The following is a 17,701-nucleotide window of genomic DNA, read 5'->3' on the forward strand; positions in this document are numbered from 1 at the left end:
CGAGCTTGATCGCGATGGCGGCATGACAGGCGCTGCAAATATCAGACAGTGATCAACCGCTCCCGCAACTTGCCAATCTCATCGCGCATCTGCGCCGCCGCTTCAAACTCCAGATCACGCGCCAACGCGTACATCTTCTCTTCCAGGGCTTTAATCCGCTTGGCGATCTCACCCGGCGAGCGCAATTGCGCTTCGTACTTGGCGCTCTCTTCTGCAGCCTTGGCCATGCCTTTGCGCTTCTTGCTGCGCGAGCCCGGCACAGTGGCGCCTTCCATGATGTCGGCGACGTCCTTGAACACGCCCTTTGGCGTGATGCCGTTGGCCAGGTTGAAGGCGATCTGTTTGTCGCGACGACGCTCGGTTTCGCCGATCGCCCGCTCCATGGAGCCGGTGATGCGATCTGCATACAAAATCGCCCGACCGTTGAGGTTACGCGCCGCCCGGCCGATGGTCTGGATCAGCGAACGCTCGGAGCGCAGGAAGCCTTCCTTGTCCGCATCGAGAATCGCCACCAGCGACACTTCCGGCATGTCCAGGCCTTCACGCAGCAGGTTGATCCCCACCAGCACATCGAACGTACCGAGGCGCAAATCGCGAATGATTTCGACCCGCTCCACGGTGTCGATGTCCGAGTGCAGGTAACGCACGCGAACGCCGTGGTCGGCCAGGTAATCGGTCAAGTCTTCGGACATGCGCTTGGTCAGGGTCGTGACCAGCACCCGCTCTTCGAGCGCGACGCGCTTGCCGATTTCCGAGAGCAAGTCGTCGACCTGAGTCAGCGCCGGACGGATTTCGATCTGAGGATCGACCAGCCCCGTCGGACGCACCAGTTGCTCAACGACACGCCCCGCATGTTCCGCCTCGTAATTGCCGGGCGTCGCCGAGACAAAAATCGTCTGCGGGCTGATGCTTTCGAATTCGTCGAAACGCATCGGCCGGTTATCCAGCGCCGACGGCAGACGGAAACCGTATTCCACCAGCGTCTCTTTACGCGAACGGTCGCCCTTATACATGGCGCCGACCTGCGGCACGCTGACGTGGGATTCGTCGATTACCAGCAAGGCGTCGGCCGGCAGGTAGTCGAACAACGTGGGTGGCGCCTGGCCCGATTCACGGCCGGACAGGTAGCGCGAGTAGTTTTCGATACCGTTGCAATAACCCAGTTCGAGAATCATCTCCAGATCGAAGCGCGTACGTTGCTCAAGACGCTGAGCCTCGACAAGCTTGTTGTTGGTGCGCAGGTAATCCAGACGCTCCTGCAACTCGACCTTGATCCCTTCGACGGCACCCAGCAGGGTTTCTCGTGGCGTCACGTAGTGGCTTTTCGGATAAAACGTGAAGCGCGGCAGTTTGCGAATCACTTCGCCGGTCAGCGGATCGAAGGCGGACAGGCTTTCCACTTCGTCATCGAACAGTTCGATGCGGATCGCTTCGAAATCGGATTCCGCCGGGTGGATATCGATCACATCGCCACGCACCCGGAAGGTTGCACGGGCGAAATCCATGTCGTTGCGGGTGTATTGCAGGTCCGCCAGGCGACGCAGCAAGGCACGCTGATCGAGTTTGTCGCCGCGATCCACGTGCAACACCATCTTCAAATAGGTTTCCGGGCTGCCCAGACCGTAGATGCACGACACGGTGGTGACGATGATCGCGTCTTTGCGCTCCAGCAACGCCTTGGTCGCGGACAGGCGCATCTGCTCGATGTGGTCGTTGATCGAGGCATCCTTCTCGATGAAGGTGTCGGACGACGGTACGTAGGCTTCGGGCTGGTAGTAGTCGTAGTAGGAAACGAAGTATTCGACGGCGTTGTTCGGGAAGAACGCCTTGAACTCGCCGTATAACTGCGCGGCCAGGGTCTTGTTCGGCGCCAGCACCAGGGTCGGACGCTGCACTTGCGCGATCACGTTGGCGATGCTGAAGGTCTTGCCGGAACCGGTCACACCGAGCAACGTCTGGTGCGCCAGCCCGGCTTCGATACCCTCGACCATCAGGCGGATGGCTTCCGGCTGATCGCCGGCGGGCTCGAAGCGGGTGACTAGCTGGAATTCAGACATTCAATACCCCTGGGGTCGCGCCTGACCGGTCAAACCGGACAGCAACGAGAAAGACCGCAAACGACCGACGTCGCCCGAGGAAAAAACTGGATTGTGCTCAATGTGGAGTCGATTGCCTGCTCTTTCAAGGCAAACGTCCTACATCCCGTGAATCCTTTGACGACGGCAATCGACTAACGGTCGAAAAATAATCGGAAAAACTTAGCGGAAAAGCCGAAACGTCTGTCGCCATCGGTCGCTGATGGCCTCTATACTAGCTCCCCGTTTGTGCACCGCTCTAGTGCATTCGGCTGGAGCGCCACACGTCCCTCCACACTCCATTCAGAGCCGCCGCAAAAATGAGCCTGTTCTCCGCTGTCGAAATGGCACCACGCGATCCAATCCTGGGCCTCAACGAAGCATTCAACGCCGATACCCGTACCAACAAGGTCAACCTGGGAGTCGGTGTTTACTGCAACGAGGAGGGGAAAATTCCACTCCTGCGCGCCGTTGTCGAAGCCGAGACGATTCGCGTCGCTCAACACGCTTCCCGTGGCTACTTGCCAATCGACGGTATTGCCGCCTACGACCAGGCCGTGCAGAAACTGCTGTTCGGCAATGACTCGCCACTGATCGCCGCTGGCCGCGTCATCACCACCCAGGCTGTGGGCGGTACCGGTGCACTGAAAATCGGCGCCGACTTCCTCAAGCAACTGCTGCCGAACGCTGTCGTGGCGATCAGCGACCCGAGCTGGGAAAACCACCGCGCCCTGTTCGAAACCGCTGGTTTCCCGGTGCAGAACTACCGCTATTACGACGCCGCGACCCACGACGTAAACCGCGTCGGCCTGCTGGAAGACTTGAACGCCCTGCCCTCCGGCTCGATCGTTGTGCTGCACGCCTGCTGCCACAACCCGACCGGCGTGGACCTGAGCCCGGCGGACTGGAACAACGTGCTGGAAGTGGTTAAAGCCAAAGGCCACGTACCGTTCCTAGACATGGCTTACCAGGGCTTTGGCGACGGCATCGACGAAGACGCCGCCGCTGTGCGCCTGTTCGCTGAATCGGGCCTGACCTTCTTTGTGTCCAGCTCGTTCTCCAAATCGTTCTCGCTGTACGGCGAGCGCGTTGGCGCCCTGTCGATCGTCAGCGAATCGAAAGAAGAAAGCGCGCGCGTGCTGTCGCAAGTCAAACGCGTGATCCGCACCAACTACTCCAACCCGCCAACCCACGGTGCAAGCATCGTCGCCGCGGTATTGAACAGCCCGGTCCTGCGCGCCCAGTGGGAAGAAGAACTGGCTGAAATGCGCCTGCGGATTCGCGGCATGCGCATTCAGATGGTCGACACCCTGGCGAAAAACGCCCCGCAGCGCGACTTCAGCTTCGTCGGCCGTCAGCGTGGCATGTTCTCTTACTCCGGCCTGACGGTTGAGCAAGTCACCCGCCTGCGCACCGAGTTCGGCATCTACGCCCTGGACACCGGCCGCATCTGCGTGGCGGCGTTGAACCAGAGCAACATCGACGCAGTGACCAAGGCCATCGTTGCGGTGATCTGAGTCGTTCGGTGATATGAAAAACGGGAAGCCGATGGGCTTCCCGTTTTTTATTTGTCGCAGATAACTCTCAACCCGACGGCCAAGCCCTCTAGACTGCACACCATCCCACTGTGGGAGCCGGGCTTGCCCGCGACGAGGCCATCACATTTAACATCAATGTTGGCTGATCGACCGCCATCGCGGGCAAGCCCGGCTCCTACAGGTTTTGTGTACACCCGAGAATTTTTACGAGAACCCACATGAAAAACGATGACCTACGCGCAGACCGCGATGAGCTGGACGACTTCGTCCCTCGCACCCCGGCCAAACGCGGGAATAACCTGGTACTGCAAGTCGCTGCGGGTGTGTTTCTCGGCGGCCTGGCCTTGTGGCTGGTACAACTGGCCGCCGCGACGCTCTACGCCAAAATGATGCTCGGCACCTTCACGTTCGGCGGTTAAGCCAGTTCGGTAGCACGCTGGCTGGCGGCGTCGTCATAGGCGACATAAAGCGACTCGGCAATCTGACTCTTGATCGCCTTGGCACTTTCCAGGCCCAAAACAAAACCCTCGGCCTTGCCACCGGCACGGTTCAAATCCTCGGCCGTGCTGGCCTGCGTGATTGCGTCGAGCAGTTTTTCGGCGTGAGGGCCGACACCTTTGGGCAAGCTGATCTGAGCGATGCTCATGCGAACACCTCGTTTGTGTGAGGTGCAAGGATTGAATGATTCATGGCGCATACCTGTTTCGGCGAATGGCCGGTAGCGCGTGTGACCACTTCCGGGCAGCCATGGTAGACCTCTGGGACGATTCTGGTAACCGCTCATGGTCGATAAACCACCGCCTGTCCCGACGAATCGCCCAAGTTGCTAGCAGGCGCTTGACTTCTCTTTTTGAATCAGTAACATAGGCGCCATTCCGCGATAGCTCAGTTGGTAGAGCAAGTGACTGTTAATCACTGGGTCCCTGGTTCGAGTCCAGGTCGTGGAGCCAGACAAGGTTCCAGAGAAGGCTTTCAAAATCTCTGCCCCCCAAAAAACCCGCCTTCTGGCGGGTTTTTTCGTTTTGGCGTTCTGTCGGATTCCGGTGGGTACCAGCCATTTTACGGCACGGTCAAAGCGCACAGTGATCGGTGGCAAGCGGTAATCACTGAAGGTGGAATAGCAGAAACAACCGTTGCGCTGAGCTCACTGCACGCCAGGTAAAAATCGCTACGGTCAGCCATGCCTCAAACAACACCGTCTGCAATGACAGGGCTGCAGATAGCCCGCCAAACACCGTTCTTCCCTGGAGCCAGTTGGCCGAAGCCACGAAGGGCGCAGCGGGATCAAACTGTTGAGTAATCTGGGCCAACGAGCTCATATCGATTTTCCTTTTTGAGACGATCCAGGCACGCAGGTATCAAGCAACATGAGTGTTCGCTGCAAGCTCATGCACGGGCTCAGGCTTGATCTTAAACCAGAGGGCGTACATCGCTGGCAGGAACACCAAGGTCAGCACTGTGCCGGCAAACGTTCCGCCAATCAGGGTGTACGCCAGCGTTCCCCAGAACACCGAATGGGTCAGAGGAATGAACGCCAGCATCGCCGCCAACGCCGTGAGAATCACTGGCCGTGCACGCTGCACAGTGGCTTCGACCACGGCGTCATAAGGCGACAGACCGACTTGCTTATTAGAGTGAATCTGGCCAATGAGGATCAGCGTGTTGCGCATCAGAATCCCTGACAAGGCAATCAATCCCACCAAGGCGTTGATCCCGAACGGCTGCTGGAACAGCAGCAGAATTGGCACCACACCAATCAGGCCCAAAGGCGCGGTGGCGAACACCATCATCATTGCCGACATCGAGCGCACCTGAATGATGATGGTCAGCAACATCAGCGCGATCATGATCGGGAACAACGGCAGCAATGCCTTGTTTGCTTTACCCGACTCCTCGATCGCGCCGGCAAACTCAACGCGGTAGCCCGCCGGCAGCTTTTCGATGATGGGTTGCAACTGCGTTATCAAGGCGTTGGAGACATCGGGAGGCTGAAGACCTTCAGCCACGTCACCGCGCACGGTGATGGTCGGCGTCCGATCACGACGCCGCAGGATGGGCTCCTCCATGCGCACATCCACCGCTCCTACCTGGGACAGCGACACGCGCTGGCCTTGGACACCGGTCAGCGTGAAGGCGGCAATTTTCGACGGATCCAGACGCGTTTCACCCGCCGAGCGAGCCACCACCTGAACCGAACGAATGTCCTCACGCACCTCGGTGACAGGCACCCCAGTAAGCAGGAATTGCAGCTGTTGCGCGACATCGGTCGAGGTCAAGCCGAATGCTTGCAGGCGATCCTGATCCAGCGTGAGATGAAGTGCCGGTGCGCGCTCGCCTAAGTCGGTGTTGACGGTCCTCATCTGGGGGCTGACGCTCATGACCGCACGCACCTGCGCGGCGATATCTCGTAACACCGCGGGGTCGGCGCCCATCACCCGAAAGGCCACCGGATACGGTGAATAAGGACCAAATACCAACTGCGTCACCCGCACCCGAGCTTCAGGCGCCAAGCCATCGGCCGCCGCTTGTCTGAGGCGGAGCTTGAGCGCCTCACGCTCTTGCTGATTCGCGGTCAGGACGACGATTTTTGCGAAGGATGGATCGGGTAGTTCAGGGGCCATCGCCAAGTAGAAGCGCGGCGCGCCCTGGCCAATGTAAGCAGTGACGATCTTGGCCTCCGGCTGCTGAGCCAACCACGCCTCGACCTTGGCCGCCGCCACATCAGTCTGTTCGATAGAGGTGCCGTAAGGCATCTGCACCTCAACCAGCACCTCAGGTCGGTCGGACGTGGGGAAGAACTGCTTGTTGACCACGCCCATGCCCAAAATCGCAACAACAAACAAGCCCACGACGGATGTCGCCACCAGGCCTTTGCGGCGGATCACACTGCCCAGCAGGCGCCTGAAACGCTGGTAGTTCGGTGTACCGTAAATCGCCGTATGCCCGCCTTCAGGCACCTTGATCTGCGGCAGCAGTTTGACGCCCAGATAAGGTGTAAACACCACGGCCACCACCCAGGAAGTGATCAGCGCGATGCCAACGATCCAGAACATGTTCGCGGTGTACTCACCAGCGGTCGACTTGGCAAAACCGTTGGGCATAAAGCCGATCGCCGTCACCAACGTTCCCGACAACATCGGCGCGGCCGTGTGGCTCCAGGCATAAGCGGAGGCCTTGATTCGGTCGTAGCCCTCCTCCATCTTCACCACCATCATTTCAATGGCAATGATTGCATCGTCCACCAGCAGTCCCAGCGCCAGAATCAACGAGCCCAGGGTAATTCGATCAAAATCTTTGCCCGTGGCCGCCATGACAATGAACACGGCCGCCAGGGTCAGCGGCACCGCCGCGGCAACCACAACGCCGACACGCCAGCCCATGCTGAGAAAACACACCAGCAGCACCACGCCCAAGGCAGCAAAAAACTTCACCATGAACTCGTTGACGGAGGCGCCAATATTCACCGCCTGATCCGTGACCTTGGTCAGGCTCATACCCAAAGGCATCTGCTCGTTGATCGCTGTGGCCTCAGCGTCCAGCGACGTCCCCAAATCCAGGCCGTTCCAGCCATCGCGCATGACCACGCCGAGCAACAGTGCCGGCTCGCCGTTGTTGCGTACCAGGAACGTCGCGGGGTCCTCATAACCACGCTTGACCTCAGCCACATCGGACAACTTGAGGGTTCTGCCTTGCACCGTCAGTGGGGTATTACGAATCTTCTGCAAGTCATCAAACGCGCCATCCAGGCGGATGAAAACCTGTGGGCCCTTCGCTTCTACCGAACCTGCCGGGGTTATCATGTTTTGCGTGTTCAACGCACTGAAGATGTCTCGTGCGGAAATGCCCAGTGTCGCCAAACGCTCGTAGGACAGCTCGACAAAAATGCGCTCGGCCTGTTCACCGATGATGTTGACCTTCTTCACACCCGCCACATGCAGCAGACGCTGGCGCAAGCTCTCGGCTTCGCGCACCAACAGACGTTGGGGCTCGCCCTTGGCCTTGAGCGCATAGAGCGCGAAGGTGACATCGGAATACTCATCATTGACCATCGGGCCGATCACACCAGACGGCAACCCCTTCTGCTCATCCAGAATTTTCTTGCGCGCCTGGTAAAACTCCTCCTGGACGGCTGAGGGCGGCGTGCTGTCGAGCAGGTACACCGTAGTGAATGCCAAGCCGGGCCGGGTAAAGGTCTCGGTCCGATCGTACCAACGCAGCTCCTGCATGCGTTTTTCCAGCTTTTCTACCACCTGATCTTGCATCTCCTGGGCCGTCGCCCCAGGCCAGGCAGTGACCACCGTCATTTGTTTAATGGTGAATGCGGGATCTTCCGCACGCCCCAGTTTGAAGAAAGCGTACAACCCACCCACAGAAATCAGCAGGATCAAAAACAGGGTGATTGAGCGCTCGCGTACGGCCAACGCCGAAAGATTGAAGCCGCTCATCGACTTACCTCAACCACTGAATTTTGCGGAGCATCGGCGAGTTCAGTCCTGACCTTTTCTCCCTCGCTCAGCAAGTGAGCACCCAATGCGACAACACGATCACCCACCTGCAGATCCCCCGTCACGCGCACGCTGGCCTCATTATTCAGGCCGCGAACCTTAATCGGGCGCCATGCCACCTGCTCAGGTTCCCCGCCCACCACCCAGACCCCCGGGCCTTTACCGGTGTCGTAGAGGGCCCCCATGGGCACCTGTAATTCCTTGGCATCAGCAACATCCGTGTCAGCGATAACCACTGAGATCGTCGAACCCAGGGTGGCGTTGGAGAGTGCCCCCTCCAACACATAACGCGCGTCAAACGTTCGGGTCTGTTGGTCGGCAGAGTCGGACAACTGGCGTAAACGCGCTTTACCTGCAGTCTGGTGCTGGCCGTATAGCTCAACCGTCGCCGCCGAGCCCAGCGCAGGACGTAGCGTCTCGGGTAACTGAATCACGGCCTCGCGCTGCCCTGAATGGGCAACGCGTACCACCACCTGCCCTGCGCCAACTACCTGCCCCGGCTCCGCCAAGGTATCCACTACCACCCCGTCAGCATCCGCCAGCAACGTCGAATAACCGGTCGCGTTTTTCGCCACATCAGCCTGGGCCTGGGCAGCGTTGAGTTGGGCTTTCGCCGAGTCGGCAGCTGCTTTGAACCCTGCGTAAGCTGAAGCAGATACCGCTCCGACGGACACCAGATCACGGTAGCGAAGCTCGTCATCGGAGGCCTGCCGAGCTCGGGCCATGGCGGCCAGTACCGCTTCCTGCTGTGCCCGCGCGGTCAGCGTCAGGTCGTTGGCATCGATTCGCATAAGGGGCTGCCCGCGCTTGACACTCTGTCCAGCATCCACCAAACGCTCCAAGACCTTCCCAGGTACCCGAAAACCGAGATCGCTCTGAACTCGGGCCGCGACGATACCGGTGAATACTCGTACCGCAGGTGCGGAGGGTTGAACCACGCCGATGCGCACCAAGGGCACTTGAAGGCGAGGATCGGCAGGCGCGGCCTCGTTGCAGGCCGCCAGGGCAAACGGCAACAAGACAATGAAAATGAGTGGCATACGGTGGCGCTGGATCATAAAGACCTCTCGGTAGCGGATGCGCCATGCTTATTCAAGTGACCAATTATGTCAATAGTCACTACCAAGACGAATGAACGTCGCCCACTTGATCAGAGCAAAGCAGAGAGGCTTGATATCTGGTTTTTTCAGGCGCACACGCTGATACGGATGCGCAGCGCATCCGTCAGCAGAGGTTTAAGGCATCAGGCTGCGCAGAACAAGATTGGAGATGAGAGAAGGGGCTTCTTCAACAAAATCGAGGTTGTACTGCAATAGCAGAGGATTCATGAAGGGCCGCAGAGCGAGATGAATCGACTCTACCGTCTCGTCCAGCGGAGTCTTGCGTTCAAACTCGCCGAGCTCTCGCCCCTCACGCACGATTTGCAACACGAAGCTCTTGATCTGAGCGTCATAGACTTGTGAGCTGGGCCAGCGCTCCGACGCGGCGAACGCTGCGATGTCGTAGAGTTTACGGTCGTTAAAGAACAGGCTCACACCTGTAGCGATTAAGGTTTTGACCAGGCGCCGAAAACGTTCAGTCGGCGAGATGCCGTCTACATTGATGGCCTGCTCCACTGCCGCAACGATTTCAGTCAGGCAATTTGTACAGATTGCTTCACCAATCGCCTGCTTGGATTCAAAAAATTTGTAGATGTAAGCCTTGGAAAAGCCGATAGCTTTGGCTAGGTCAGAAACCGTTGTCTTGCCATAACCGTACTGACTGAAATGCTCGTTGGCCGCCGCGACAATCTGGTCTCGAATGTCGTGATCGGCTGGGCCACGGGCGCTGGGCGAAGAAACTGATGGCTGATTCATGCGAGCAGCTTACTCATCCCAAAGGTGGTTGACAACTTGTGACCAAATTGTAATATCGTCACAAACCGACCCTTTCGCAGGCATAGCATGCACCCTCCTCCTCGTTTCGCCGTCTTACTGTGTTTGGGTATGGTTGCAGGTTGCGCAGTGGGCCCCGACTACTCGGAACCCCGTGTGGAATTGCCCGAGCATTTCTCGGCGCAAACGTCCAAGGCACGGCAAGTGGACGCTGCAAATGCCGATCTCGCCGCTTGGTGGAATGCATTTAATGACCCGATACTCAGTCAACTGATAAATCGAGCACTTGAACAGAACCTCGATTTAGCCCAGGCAAACGCAAGGATCGAGCAGGCTCGCGCCGGTTTGGGCGCAGCTAACGCAGCCCTCCTGCCGTCGGCTACCGTCAATGGTCAGGCGGCCCGAGCCCGTCAGTCATTGGAGACGCCGTTGGGCCAAGTGCTGAATTCAGACCCTTCCTATAATCGCTACGGCAGTGCCTATGAGGCGAATTTGAATGCCAGCTGGGAGCTGGATGTGTTTGGCGGGCTGCGCCGAGGTAAAGAAGCCGCCTTCGCCGATTATCAGGCCTCGCAAGCCGGAGCGATTGCCACGCGCCTGGCAGTGGTCGCGCAGACAGCCGATCTTTACATTAGCATCCGTGGCCTGCAAGCACGCCTGGAAATTGCCCGGCATCAAGTAGACACGCGACAACAACTGCTCACCACCATCGAACACCTCTATGCAAAAGGACTGGCAGCTGAACTGCAATTGAACCAGACCCAAGGCGCGCTGAATCAAGCGCAGGCAACCGTGCCGGTACTGCAAGCTGGCCTTGACGCGGCAATGAACGCGCTGGATGTCATGTTGGGCAAGGCGCCCGGCACTTACAGCGCGCAGTTGACTAAGCTGGCGCCTATCCCTGAGGTGCCAGGCCTCTCGGACATGGGCGCTCCAGCCGACCTGCTGCGTCGGCGTCCAGACTTGATCGTCGCGGAGCGCCGTCTTGCGGCATCCAGCGCGCGCATCGGCGAAGCCATGTCCGAGTACTACCCCAAACTGTCTGTGGCTGCGCTGCTCGGCAGTGCTACCTCGGTATCCAGCGCAAACCTGTTCAGCAACGGCGCCAGTCAGGCTTCGGCGGCACTGGGATTACGCTGGCGGCTGTTCGATTTTGGCCGCATCAACGCCCAGATTGATTTGGCGAAAGGCCAGGAAGCCGAAGCCTTGGCCGCTTACCGCCAGTCCGTTCTGCGGGCTTGCGAAGATGTGGAAAGCGCTGTTTCGGCACGGCTCAACCGCGAGCAACAATCAACCCAGCTCGCCCAGGGCGAGTCGGCGTATGCGAAAGCCAGAGCGACGTCATTTGCCGCCTATGAAAAAGGTGTGGTCAGCTTGATCGAAGTGCTGGATGCCGATGAACATCTCCTGGCGGCATCTGATGGCAGAGCCCAAGCACAAACTGAATCGGCTCGCGCCGCAGTGGCCACGTTCAAAGCATTGGGCGGCGGTTGGCAGCGAGATGACTCAGATGCTCGCGTTGTCTCAAAAAGAGCGGAAACTCGAATGTTTTTTCCTGATCCAGGGATATCGAAAGAACTCCAATAAAATACGGGCTGGATTAGGATAATCGTAGGGATATATATACTTAAAAACAGAATAATTTCATTGTAGAACAAATGCTTATTTTTCTGTTCGAGTCCAGGTCGTGCCATCTAGATACACAAAAAAGGTCAGCGCTTAGCGGGCCTTTTTTTGTGCCTGTTTATTGGGTTGTCCCACTCGCCCTCCGCTCAGCCCTTCCCCGCAACGCAATTAATAACCCCTCGCAGTCACGCAAAAAATAAGCAGCCCGCACCAAAAAAACAGCAATAAAACATTGGCTGACGCAGTGGCTGCCTTGCAAAAGAGTGGCCTACTGCTATCGTCGAAGACAGCAGCATTTTGTATTAGTTCCAAAGCAATATGACCTGTGCCAGCGCTGGCTAAGGCTTTGAATTTGAAACGATTCAGCTGCAAGCACAGGGACAGACACTTCGCTATCGGTGACACATTTAGCCGCTCGAATGGAGCGATTTGAATAAGGACCAGCCCTTGTCTTCTTATGACTTTGACCGCAATTATTCCTCCGTTCGACCTGACTTCACCTCCTTGGTTTGGCCCGTCCTGTTCATTGCCTCGGGCGGCGCTGTGTCGCTCCTGGTTTTGACCGGGTTGGCGGCACTGCCGATAACGGCCGCGCTGATCCTGCTCGCCAGTGGCGGCGCTGCCAGCGTCTGGATTGTCCGCAGCCAGCGCAAGCTGTTTGACCAGGCGTTGAGCCAGGCTCATGCCCGCAGCCTGAGCCAACACCAGGCCGCCAGTGCCGCGTCCGCAGCCAACGGTCTGGAGGCCGTGTGCCTGGAAGCGGTGCCCATCTGGACCAAGCAGATCGAGAACTCCCGCAGCCAGACCGAGCAGGCCATCGTCACGCTGAGCCAGCGCTTCTCAGGCATCTACAGCAAGCTGGAAGAAGCCGTACAGACTTCGCAACAAGCGGCGGATGGCCTGGCCGGCGATGCCCAGAGCGGCGCAGTGGTGGTGCTCGCGCAGAGCGAAACGGAACTGACGCAGGTGGTCAACTCCCTCAAGGCCACGCAACTGAGTCGCGACCAGATGCTGGAACAAGTCCGCAGCCTCACCGACTACACCGGCGAACTGCTCAGCATGTCTAAAGAGGTTGCGGCGATTGCTGCGCAAACCAACCTCCTGGCACTGAACGCCGCAATTGAAGCTGCACGAGCAGGTGAAGCCGGGCGTGGTTTCGCCGTAGTGGCCGATGCCGTGCGCAGCTTGTCGAGCCTCTCCAGCGACACCGGAAAAAAAATGTCGGCCACCGTCGGCATCATCAACAGCGCCATCACCCGCCTGGTCGAAGTCGCCGACGACACTGCAGCGAATGACCAGCACTCGGTCTCCGCCTCCGAAGCCAGCATTCAACATGTGCTGGACCGTTTTCACAGCATTACCCAGCGCCTGTCGGGTTCTACCGAGTTACTCCAGCAAGAGAGCGTCGGCATCCGTGACGAAATCAGCGAGGTCCTGATCGGCCTGCAATTCCAGGATCGCGTCAGCCAGATCCTCTCCCATGTTCGCGACAACATGCAGGCCTTGCACCAGCACCTGCAGAACGGCCAGCGCAATCCGGATCAGCTGGAACAGATCGATGCCCGAGCCTGGTTGGCGAGCATGGAGCTGACCTACGCCACCGATGAGCAACGGCAAATCCATCACGGACACAGTTCCAGCGCCGCCAAGGAACAGGAAATCACTTTCTTCTAGCAGGAGAGCAGCATGGCTAAAACCGTAATGGTCGTCGACGATTCCAGCAGCGTACGCCAGGTGGTCAGCATTGCCTTGAAGGGGGCTGGCTACGACGTGATCGAGGCCAGCGATGGCAAGGATGCGCTGACCAAGCTGAACGGACAGAAAATCCACCTGATGATCAGCGATGTGAACATGCCCAACATGGATGGCATCACGCTGGTCAAGGAGGTGAAGAAGCTGGCCAATTACAAATTCACCCCGATCATCATGCTGACCACCGAATCCCAGGAAGCGAAGAAACAGGAAGGCCAGGCTGCCGGGGCCAGGGCCTGGGTGGTCAAACCCTTCCAGCCGGCACAAATGCTGGCCGCCGTCGCCAAACTGATCCTGCCTTGATCGACCGAATCCGGAGGCGAGCATGAACATCCGCGTAGCCACAACCAACGGCCTGTGCCAGCTGCATATCGAAGGCGAGATGAACATCTATACCGCGGCCGAGTTCAAGGCACAGCTATTGCCCCACCTGGCCGAGCCCGGCGAGCTGGAAATCGACCTGTCCCTGGTCAGCGAGATGGACGGCGCCGGCATGCAGCAACTGTTGTTGGCCAAACGCGAAGCCACACGTGTCGGCACGACCTTGCGCCTGGTTGGGCACAGCCGCGCGGTATTGGAAGTCTTCGACCTGTGCAACCTCGCCGCGTTCTTTGGCGATCCTCTGGTTATTTCCAACTCGGCCGCTAGCTGACCTCAGCGTAAAAGGAATTCAGCGTGAGTATAAATCTCGATCAAGCCTTGCAAACCTTCATCGCCGAAGCCCGCGAACTGCTGCAGGATATGGAAGAGTCGTTGCTGCGACTGGAGAGCGAACCGGGCGACAGCGACACCCTGGGCGCCATCTTTCGTGCCGCGCACACCATCAAGGGCTCGGCCGGGCTGTTCGGTCTGGAGCCGGTCGTTGGCTTCACCCATATCGTCGAAGACGTGCTCGATCGCGTGCGTGACGGCGCGGTCGGTATCAATAGCGAACTGGTCGCCCTTCTGCTGGAATGCGGCGACCATATGCTGGAGCTGGTCAACGTGGTTGCCGCCCAAGGTGGTCAGCTGGATACCCCGGCACAGACTCGGGAAAGCGGCCTGCGCCAACGCCTGAACACTTACCAGGGCAACTCGCTGGTGCTGGAGCCACCCGCCACCTCAATTGCGCCGTTCAATACCGATTATCTGACCGAGGTTTGCGCGGATGACAGCGTGGCCTCTGACCTCTGGCACATCTCGCTGCGCTTTGGCCAGGACGTGCTGCGCAATGGCATGGATCCGCTGTCGTTCCTGCGCTATCTCAACAGCCAAGGCGAGATCGTGCGCATCACCACCCTGGCCGACGGCATGCCGCAGGCCGATGCCATGGATGCCGAAGCCTGCTACCTGGGCTTCGAGATTGACTACCAGTCCACAGCGGACAAAGCGGCCATCGCCGAAGCCTTCGACTTTGTGCGCGACGATTGCCTGATCCACATCCTCCCGCCGCACAGCAAGATCGCCGAATACATGGAGCTGATTGATCGGCTGCCGGAAGATGCGGCCCGTCTGGGTGAGCTGCTGGTCAGCAGCGGCGCCCTGACCCCGCAAGAACTGGAAAAAGCCCTGCACGCACAACGCGCCCCTGTTGAATCCAACAACCCGGCTGTCCCCCTGGGCGAAATCCTCGTCGAGCAGCGCTCGGTGACGCCCGCACTGGTGCAGGCCGCCCTGAACAAGCAAAGCCAGATCCAGGAGAGCAAGAGCAAAGAGAACCGCTACGTTCGCGTGGATGCGGACAAGCTGGATGAGCTGATCAATCTGGTCGGCGAGTTGGTCATTGCGGGAGCCGGCGCCAACTTGCTGGCTCAGCGCAGCCACAACGATGCGCTGCAGGAAGCCAGTTCCCGGGTCTCAGGCCTGGTCGAGGAAATCCGCGACAGCGCCCTGCGCCTGCGCATGGTGCCGATCGGCGACACCTTTAACCGCTTTCAGCGAGTGGTGCGCGATGTCAGCCTCGAACTGGGCAAGGACATCGATCTGCAGATCAGCGGCGCCGACACCGAACTGGACAAGACCGTGGTGGAAAAGATCGGCGATCCGTTGATGCACTTGCTGCGCAACGCCATGGATCACGGCATTGAATCGCCCGAGGTTCGCCAGGCGGCGGGTAAATCGCTAACGGGTACGCTGAGCCTCAACGCCTACCACGACTCCGGCAGCATCGTCATCGAGATCGTCGATGACGGCGCCGGACTCGATCGCGAACGCATCCTGCACAAGGCCCGCGAGCGCGGCCTGCTCTCCGCCACCGCCACACCGTCCGATCAGGACATCTACAACCTGATTTTCGAGCCGGGTTTCTCTACCGCGGCGACCGTCACCAACCTCTCCGGCCGAGGCGTCGGCATGGACGTGGTCAAGCGCAACATCACCGCCCTGCGCGGCAGCGTCGACCTCGACAGCCAGGCGGGTCGGGGCACCCGGGTGCGCATCCGCCTGCCGCTGACACTGGCGATCATCGATGGCTTTCTGGTGGGCGTCGGTCAGGCCACTTACGTGGTGCCTCTGGACATGGTGCAAGAGTGCCTTGAGTTGACCGAAGAAGATCGCCAAGCCACCCGCGAGCGCAGCTACCTGAACTTGCGGGGGGAAGTGCTGCCGCTGGTGTACCTGCGTGAACAGTTCAACGCCGAAGGCAGCCCGGGCCGACGCGAGAACGTGGTGGTGGTGCGTTGCGGCGAACAGAAAGCCGGTTTGGTGGTGGACGAACTGCAAGGTGAATTCCAGACCGTGATCAAACCGCTGGGCAAGCTGTTCAGCGCCCTGCGCGGCATCGGCGGCTCGACCATTCTGGGCAACGGCGAGGTGGCATTGATTCTCGATGTACCGAATTTGCTGCAACAGGTCACCCAACAGCAGGCACACAACCACCTGCAACCGGCGTTGGCTGAAGCCTGAAACTGACGTGAAAAACACGGTTGATGAACGCGCAAAGCGCTGATTCAAGGGGAACTAACGCGTGCCGAACAAGGGGCGCATGACTGACCTGCTCAATAACATCTGAAGCGATGCAACAGGCCACCGAATAAAAAATTGAACTTCATTGGGAGTTGTCATGAATCAGGCTAATCAATCAATGATCACCCGTTTAATTAATCGGTTCAGTTATAACCAGGAAGATCGCCTTAAAGAGCAAGCGCTGTTATCGGATTTAAAAGGGCAAATCGACGCTATCAACAAGGCACAGGCCGTCATTGAGTTTTCACTCGATGGCAGGATCTTGCACGCCAACGACAACTTCTTGAGCACAGTCGGCTACACCCTGGCCGAGATCAAGGGCCAACATCACAGCATGTTTGCCGATCCGGCCTACAGCGCGTCCCCTGAATATCGCCTGTTCTGGGACAAACTGGGGCGCGGTGAATTCGATGCCGGCGAGTACAAACGCATCGGTAAAGGCGGCAAGGAAATCTGGATACAAGCCTCCTACAACCCGATCATGGACATGGACGGTAAGCCCTTCAAAGTCGTCAAGTACGCGACTGACATTACCCAGAGCAAGTTGCAGGCAGCCGATTTCGCTGGCCAGCTCAGCGCCATCGGCAAGGCGCAAGCGGTGATCGAGTTCTCGCTCGACGGCAAGATTCTGCACGCCAACGACAACTTCCTGAACACGTTGGGCTACACCCTCGCCGAGATCAAGGGGCAACATCACAGCATGTTTGCCGACCCCGTCTACCGCGCCTCGACTGAATATCGTCTGTTCTGGGAAAAACTCGGACGCGGTGAGTTCGATGCCGGTGAGTACAAACGCATCGGTAAGGGCGGCAGGGAAATCTGGATACAAGCCTCTTACAACCCAATCATGGACATGAACGGCAAGCCCTTCAAAGTCGTCAAGTATGCGACTGACATCACCCAGAGCAAGTTGCAGGCAGCCGATTTCGCCGGCCAGCTCAGCGCCATCAACAAGGCACAAGCGGTGATCGAGTTCTCGCTCGACGGCAAGATTCTGCACGCCAACGACAACTTCCTGAACACGCTGGGCTACACCCTCGCCGAGATCAAGGGGCAACATCACAGCATGTTTGCCGACCCGGTCTACCGCGCCTCTCCAGAATACCGTGTGTTCTGGGACAAGCTGGGGCGTGGTGAATTCGATGCTGGCGAGTACAAGCGCATTGGCAAAGGCGGCAAGGAGATCTGGATTCAAGCCTCCTACAACCCGATCATGGACATGAACGGCCAGCCCTTCAAAGTCGTCAAATATGCCACCGACGTGACGGCGCAGGTCAATGCCAACAACATGTTGGTGCAAGCGGTAGAGCAAGCGCAGCACGTGACTTCAGCGGCGAAGGATGGCGATCTGAGCCAACGCATTCCCCTTGAAGGTAAGAGCGGCCCGA

Annotated in this window: 13 protein-coding genes, 1 tRNA gene and 1 pseudogene; 9 read left to right on the forward strand and 6 right to left on the reverse strand. The window is 58.6% G+C overall.

The window, feature by feature from the left end:
• Window positions 1-41: 41 nt before the first annotated feature.
• The gene (uvrB, locus tag D882_RS0101580; RefSeq protein WP_027921602.1) at window positions 42-2,057 is read right to left on the reverse strand and encodes an excinuclease ABC subunit UvrB; all 2,016 of its coding nucleotides are present in this window, start codon (window positions 2,055-2,057) and stop codon (window positions 42-44) included.
• 338 nt (window positions 2,058-2,395) lie between these two features.
• Here uvrB and D882_RS0101585 point away from each other — a divergent pair, with 338 nt between their 5' ends.
• Window positions 2,396-3,592, forward strand: coding sequence for an amino acid aminotransferase (locus tag D882_RS0101585; RefSeq protein ID WP_027921603.1), 1,197 nt, complete (start codon window positions 2,396-2,398; stop codon window positions 3,590-3,592).
• A gap of 239 nt (window positions 3,593-3,831) precedes the next feature.
• Window positions 3,832-4,032, forward strand: coding sequence for a hypothetical protein (locus D882_RS0101590; RefSeq protein WP_027921604.1), 201 nt, complete (start codon window positions 3,832-3,834; stop codon window positions 4,030-4,032).
• Here D882_RS0101590 and D882_RS0101595 read toward each other — a convergent pair.
• Entirely contained in the window at window positions 4,029-4,259 is a 231-nt protein-coding gene (locus D882_RS0101595; protein ID WP_027921605.1) for a hypothetical protein, read from the reverse strand. The genes D882_RS0101590 and D882_RS0101595 overlap by 4 nt on opposite strands.
• Window positions 4,260-4,487: 228 nt before the next feature.
• Between D882_RS0101595 and D882_RS0101600 the strand changes: the two genes are divergently transcribed.
• Window positions 4,488-4,563, forward strand: a tRNA-Asn gene (locus D882_RS0101600).
• Between the two features lie 153 nt (window positions 4,564-4,716).
• Here D882_RS0101600 and D882_RS1000000132830 read toward each other — a convergent pair.
• The 4 genes from D882_RS1000000132830 to D882_RS0101620 all read right to left on the reverse strand — a co-directional run bounded on the left by D882_RS1000000132830 (window position 4,717) and on the right by D882_RS0101620 (window position 9,974).
• Window positions 4,717-4,932, reverse strand: a complete 216-nt coding sequence (locus tag D882_RS1000000132830; RefSeq protein WP_027921606.1) for a hypothetical protein — start codon at window positions 4,930-4,932, stop codon at window positions 4,717-4,719.
• 39 nt (window positions 4,933-4,971) lie between these two features.
• On the reverse strand, window positions 4,972-8,058 hold the full coding sequence (locus D882_RS0101610) for an efflux RND transporter permease subunit (protein WP_027921607.1): 3,087 nt from the start codon (window positions 8,056-8,058) through the stop codon (window positions 4,972-4,974).
• On the reverse strand, window positions 8,055-9,176 hold the full coding sequence (locus tag D882_RS0101615; protein WP_027921608.1) for an efflux RND transporter periplasmic adaptor subunit: 1,122 nt from the start codon (window positions 9,174-9,176) through the stop codon (window positions 8,055-8,057). Before D882_RS0101615 ends, D882_RS0101610 begins: the two co-directional genes overlap by 4 nt.
• Window positions 9,177-9,353: 177 nt before the next feature.
• A complete protein-coding gene (locus D882_RS0101620; protein ID WP_017339654.1) occupies window positions 9,354-9,974 on the reverse strand; it encodes a TetR/AcrR family transcriptional regulator in 621 nt (206 codons plus the stop codon).
• An 87-nt stretch (window positions 9,975-10,061) separates the two neighbouring features.
• Between D882_RS0101620 and D882_RS01000000130745 the strand changes: the two genes are divergently transcribed.
• From D882_RS01000000130745 to D882_RS1000000133025, 6 genes and pseudogenes are all read left to right on the forward strand, one after another.
• Window positions 10,062-11,579, forward strand: coding sequence for an efflux transporter outer membrane subunit (locus D882_RS01000000130745; RefSeq protein ID WP_050590129.1), 1,518 nt, complete (start codon window positions 10,062-10,064; stop codon window positions 11,577-11,579).
• 1,047 nt (window positions 11,580-12,626) lie between these two features.
• Window positions 12,627-13,292, forward strand: coding sequence for a methyl-accepting chemotaxis protein (locus tag D882_RS1000000133385; protein ID WP_371258929.1), 666 nt, complete (start codon window positions 12,627-12,629; stop codon window positions 13,290-13,292).
• 12 nt (window positions 13,293-13,304) lie between these two features.
• Window positions 13,305-13,673 carry a response regulator gene (locus D882_RS0101640; RefSeq protein ID WP_027921610.1) on the forward strand — a complete coding sequence of 123 codons (369 nt, stop codon included), beginning with the start codon at window positions 13,305-13,307 and terminating at the stop codon, window positions 13,671-13,673.
• A 22-nt stretch (window positions 13,674-13,695) separates the two neighbouring features.
• Window positions 13,696-14,022 (forward strand): lipid asymmetry maintenance protein MlaB, encoded by a 327-nt coding sequence (locus tag D882_RS0101645; protein WP_027921611.1) that lies wholly within the window; start codon window positions 13,696-13,698, stop codon window positions 14,020-14,022.
• A gap of 23 nt (window positions 14,023-14,045) precedes the next feature.
• Window positions 14,046-16,253: a chemotaxis protein CheA gene (locus tag D882_RS0101650; RefSeq protein ID WP_027921612.1), complete on the forward strand. Its 2,208-nt coding sequence runs from the start codon at window positions 14,046-14,048 to the stop codon at window positions 16,251-16,253.
• 178 nt (window positions 16,254-16,431) lie between these two features.
• Window positions 16,432-17,595 (forward strand): annotated as a pseudogene (locus D882_RS1000000133025) (PAS domain-containing protein); the annotation flags it as partial.
• Window positions 17,596-17,701: the final 106 nt, after the last annotated feature.

This window comes from Pseudomonas sp. URMO17WK12:I12, from assembly GCF_000514395.1.
Classification (GTDB): domain Bacteria; phylum Pseudomonadota; class Gammaproteobacteria; order Pseudomonadales; family Pseudomonadaceae; genus Aquipseudomonas; species Aquipseudomonas mucoides.

Bases quoted from the DNA above. Each gene is read 5' to 3' on its own strand.
- D882_RS0101590 (WP_027921604.1), top strand. From the start codon at position 3,832: ATGAAAAACGATGACCTACGCGCAGACCGCGATGAGCTGGACGACTTC.
- D882_RS01000000130745 (WP_050590129.1), top strand. From the start codon at position 10,062: ATGCACCCTCCTCCTCGTTTCGCCGTCTTACTGTGTTTGGGTATGGTT.
- D882_RS0101615 (WP_027921608.1), bottom strand. From the start codon at position 9,176: ATGATCCAGCGCCACCGTATGCCACTCATTTTCATTGTCTTGTTGCCG.
- D882_RS0101595 (WP_027921605.1), bottom strand. From the start codon at position 4,259: ATGAGCATCGCTCAGATCAGCTTGCCCAAAGGTGTCGGCCCTCACGCC.
- uvrB (WP_027921602.1), bottom strand. From the start codon at position 2,057: ATGTCTGAATTCCAGCTAGTCACCCGCTTCGAGCCCGCCGGCGATCAG.
- D882_RS0101640 (WP_027921610.1), top strand. From the start codon at position 13,305: ATGGCTAAAACCGTAATGGTCGTCGACGATTCCAGCAGCGTACGCCAG.
- D882_RS0101645 (WP_027921611.1), top strand. From the start codon at position 13,696: ATGAACATCCGCGTAGCCACAACCAACGGCCTGTGCCAGCTGCATATC.
- D882_RS0101585 (WP_027921603.1), top strand. From the start codon at position 2,396: ATGAGCCTGTTCTCCGCTGTCGAAATGGCACCACGCGATCCAATCCTG.
- D882_RS1000000132830 (WP_027921606.1), bottom strand. From the start codon at position 4,932: ATGAGCTCGTTGGCCCAGATTACTCAACAGTTTGATCCCGCTGCGCCC.
- D882_RS0101620 (WP_017339654.1), bottom strand. From the start codon at position 9,974: ATGAATCAGCCATCAGTTTCTTCGCCCAGCGCCCGTGGCCCAGCCGAT.
- D882_RS1000000133385 (WP_371258929.1), top strand. From the start codon at position 12,627: ATGCTGGAACAAGTCCGCAGCCTCACCGACTACACCGGCGAACTGCTC.
- D882_RS0101610 (WP_027921607.1), bottom strand. From the start codon at position 8,058: ATGAGCGGCTTCAATCTTTCGGCGTTGGCCGTACGCGAGCGCTCAATC.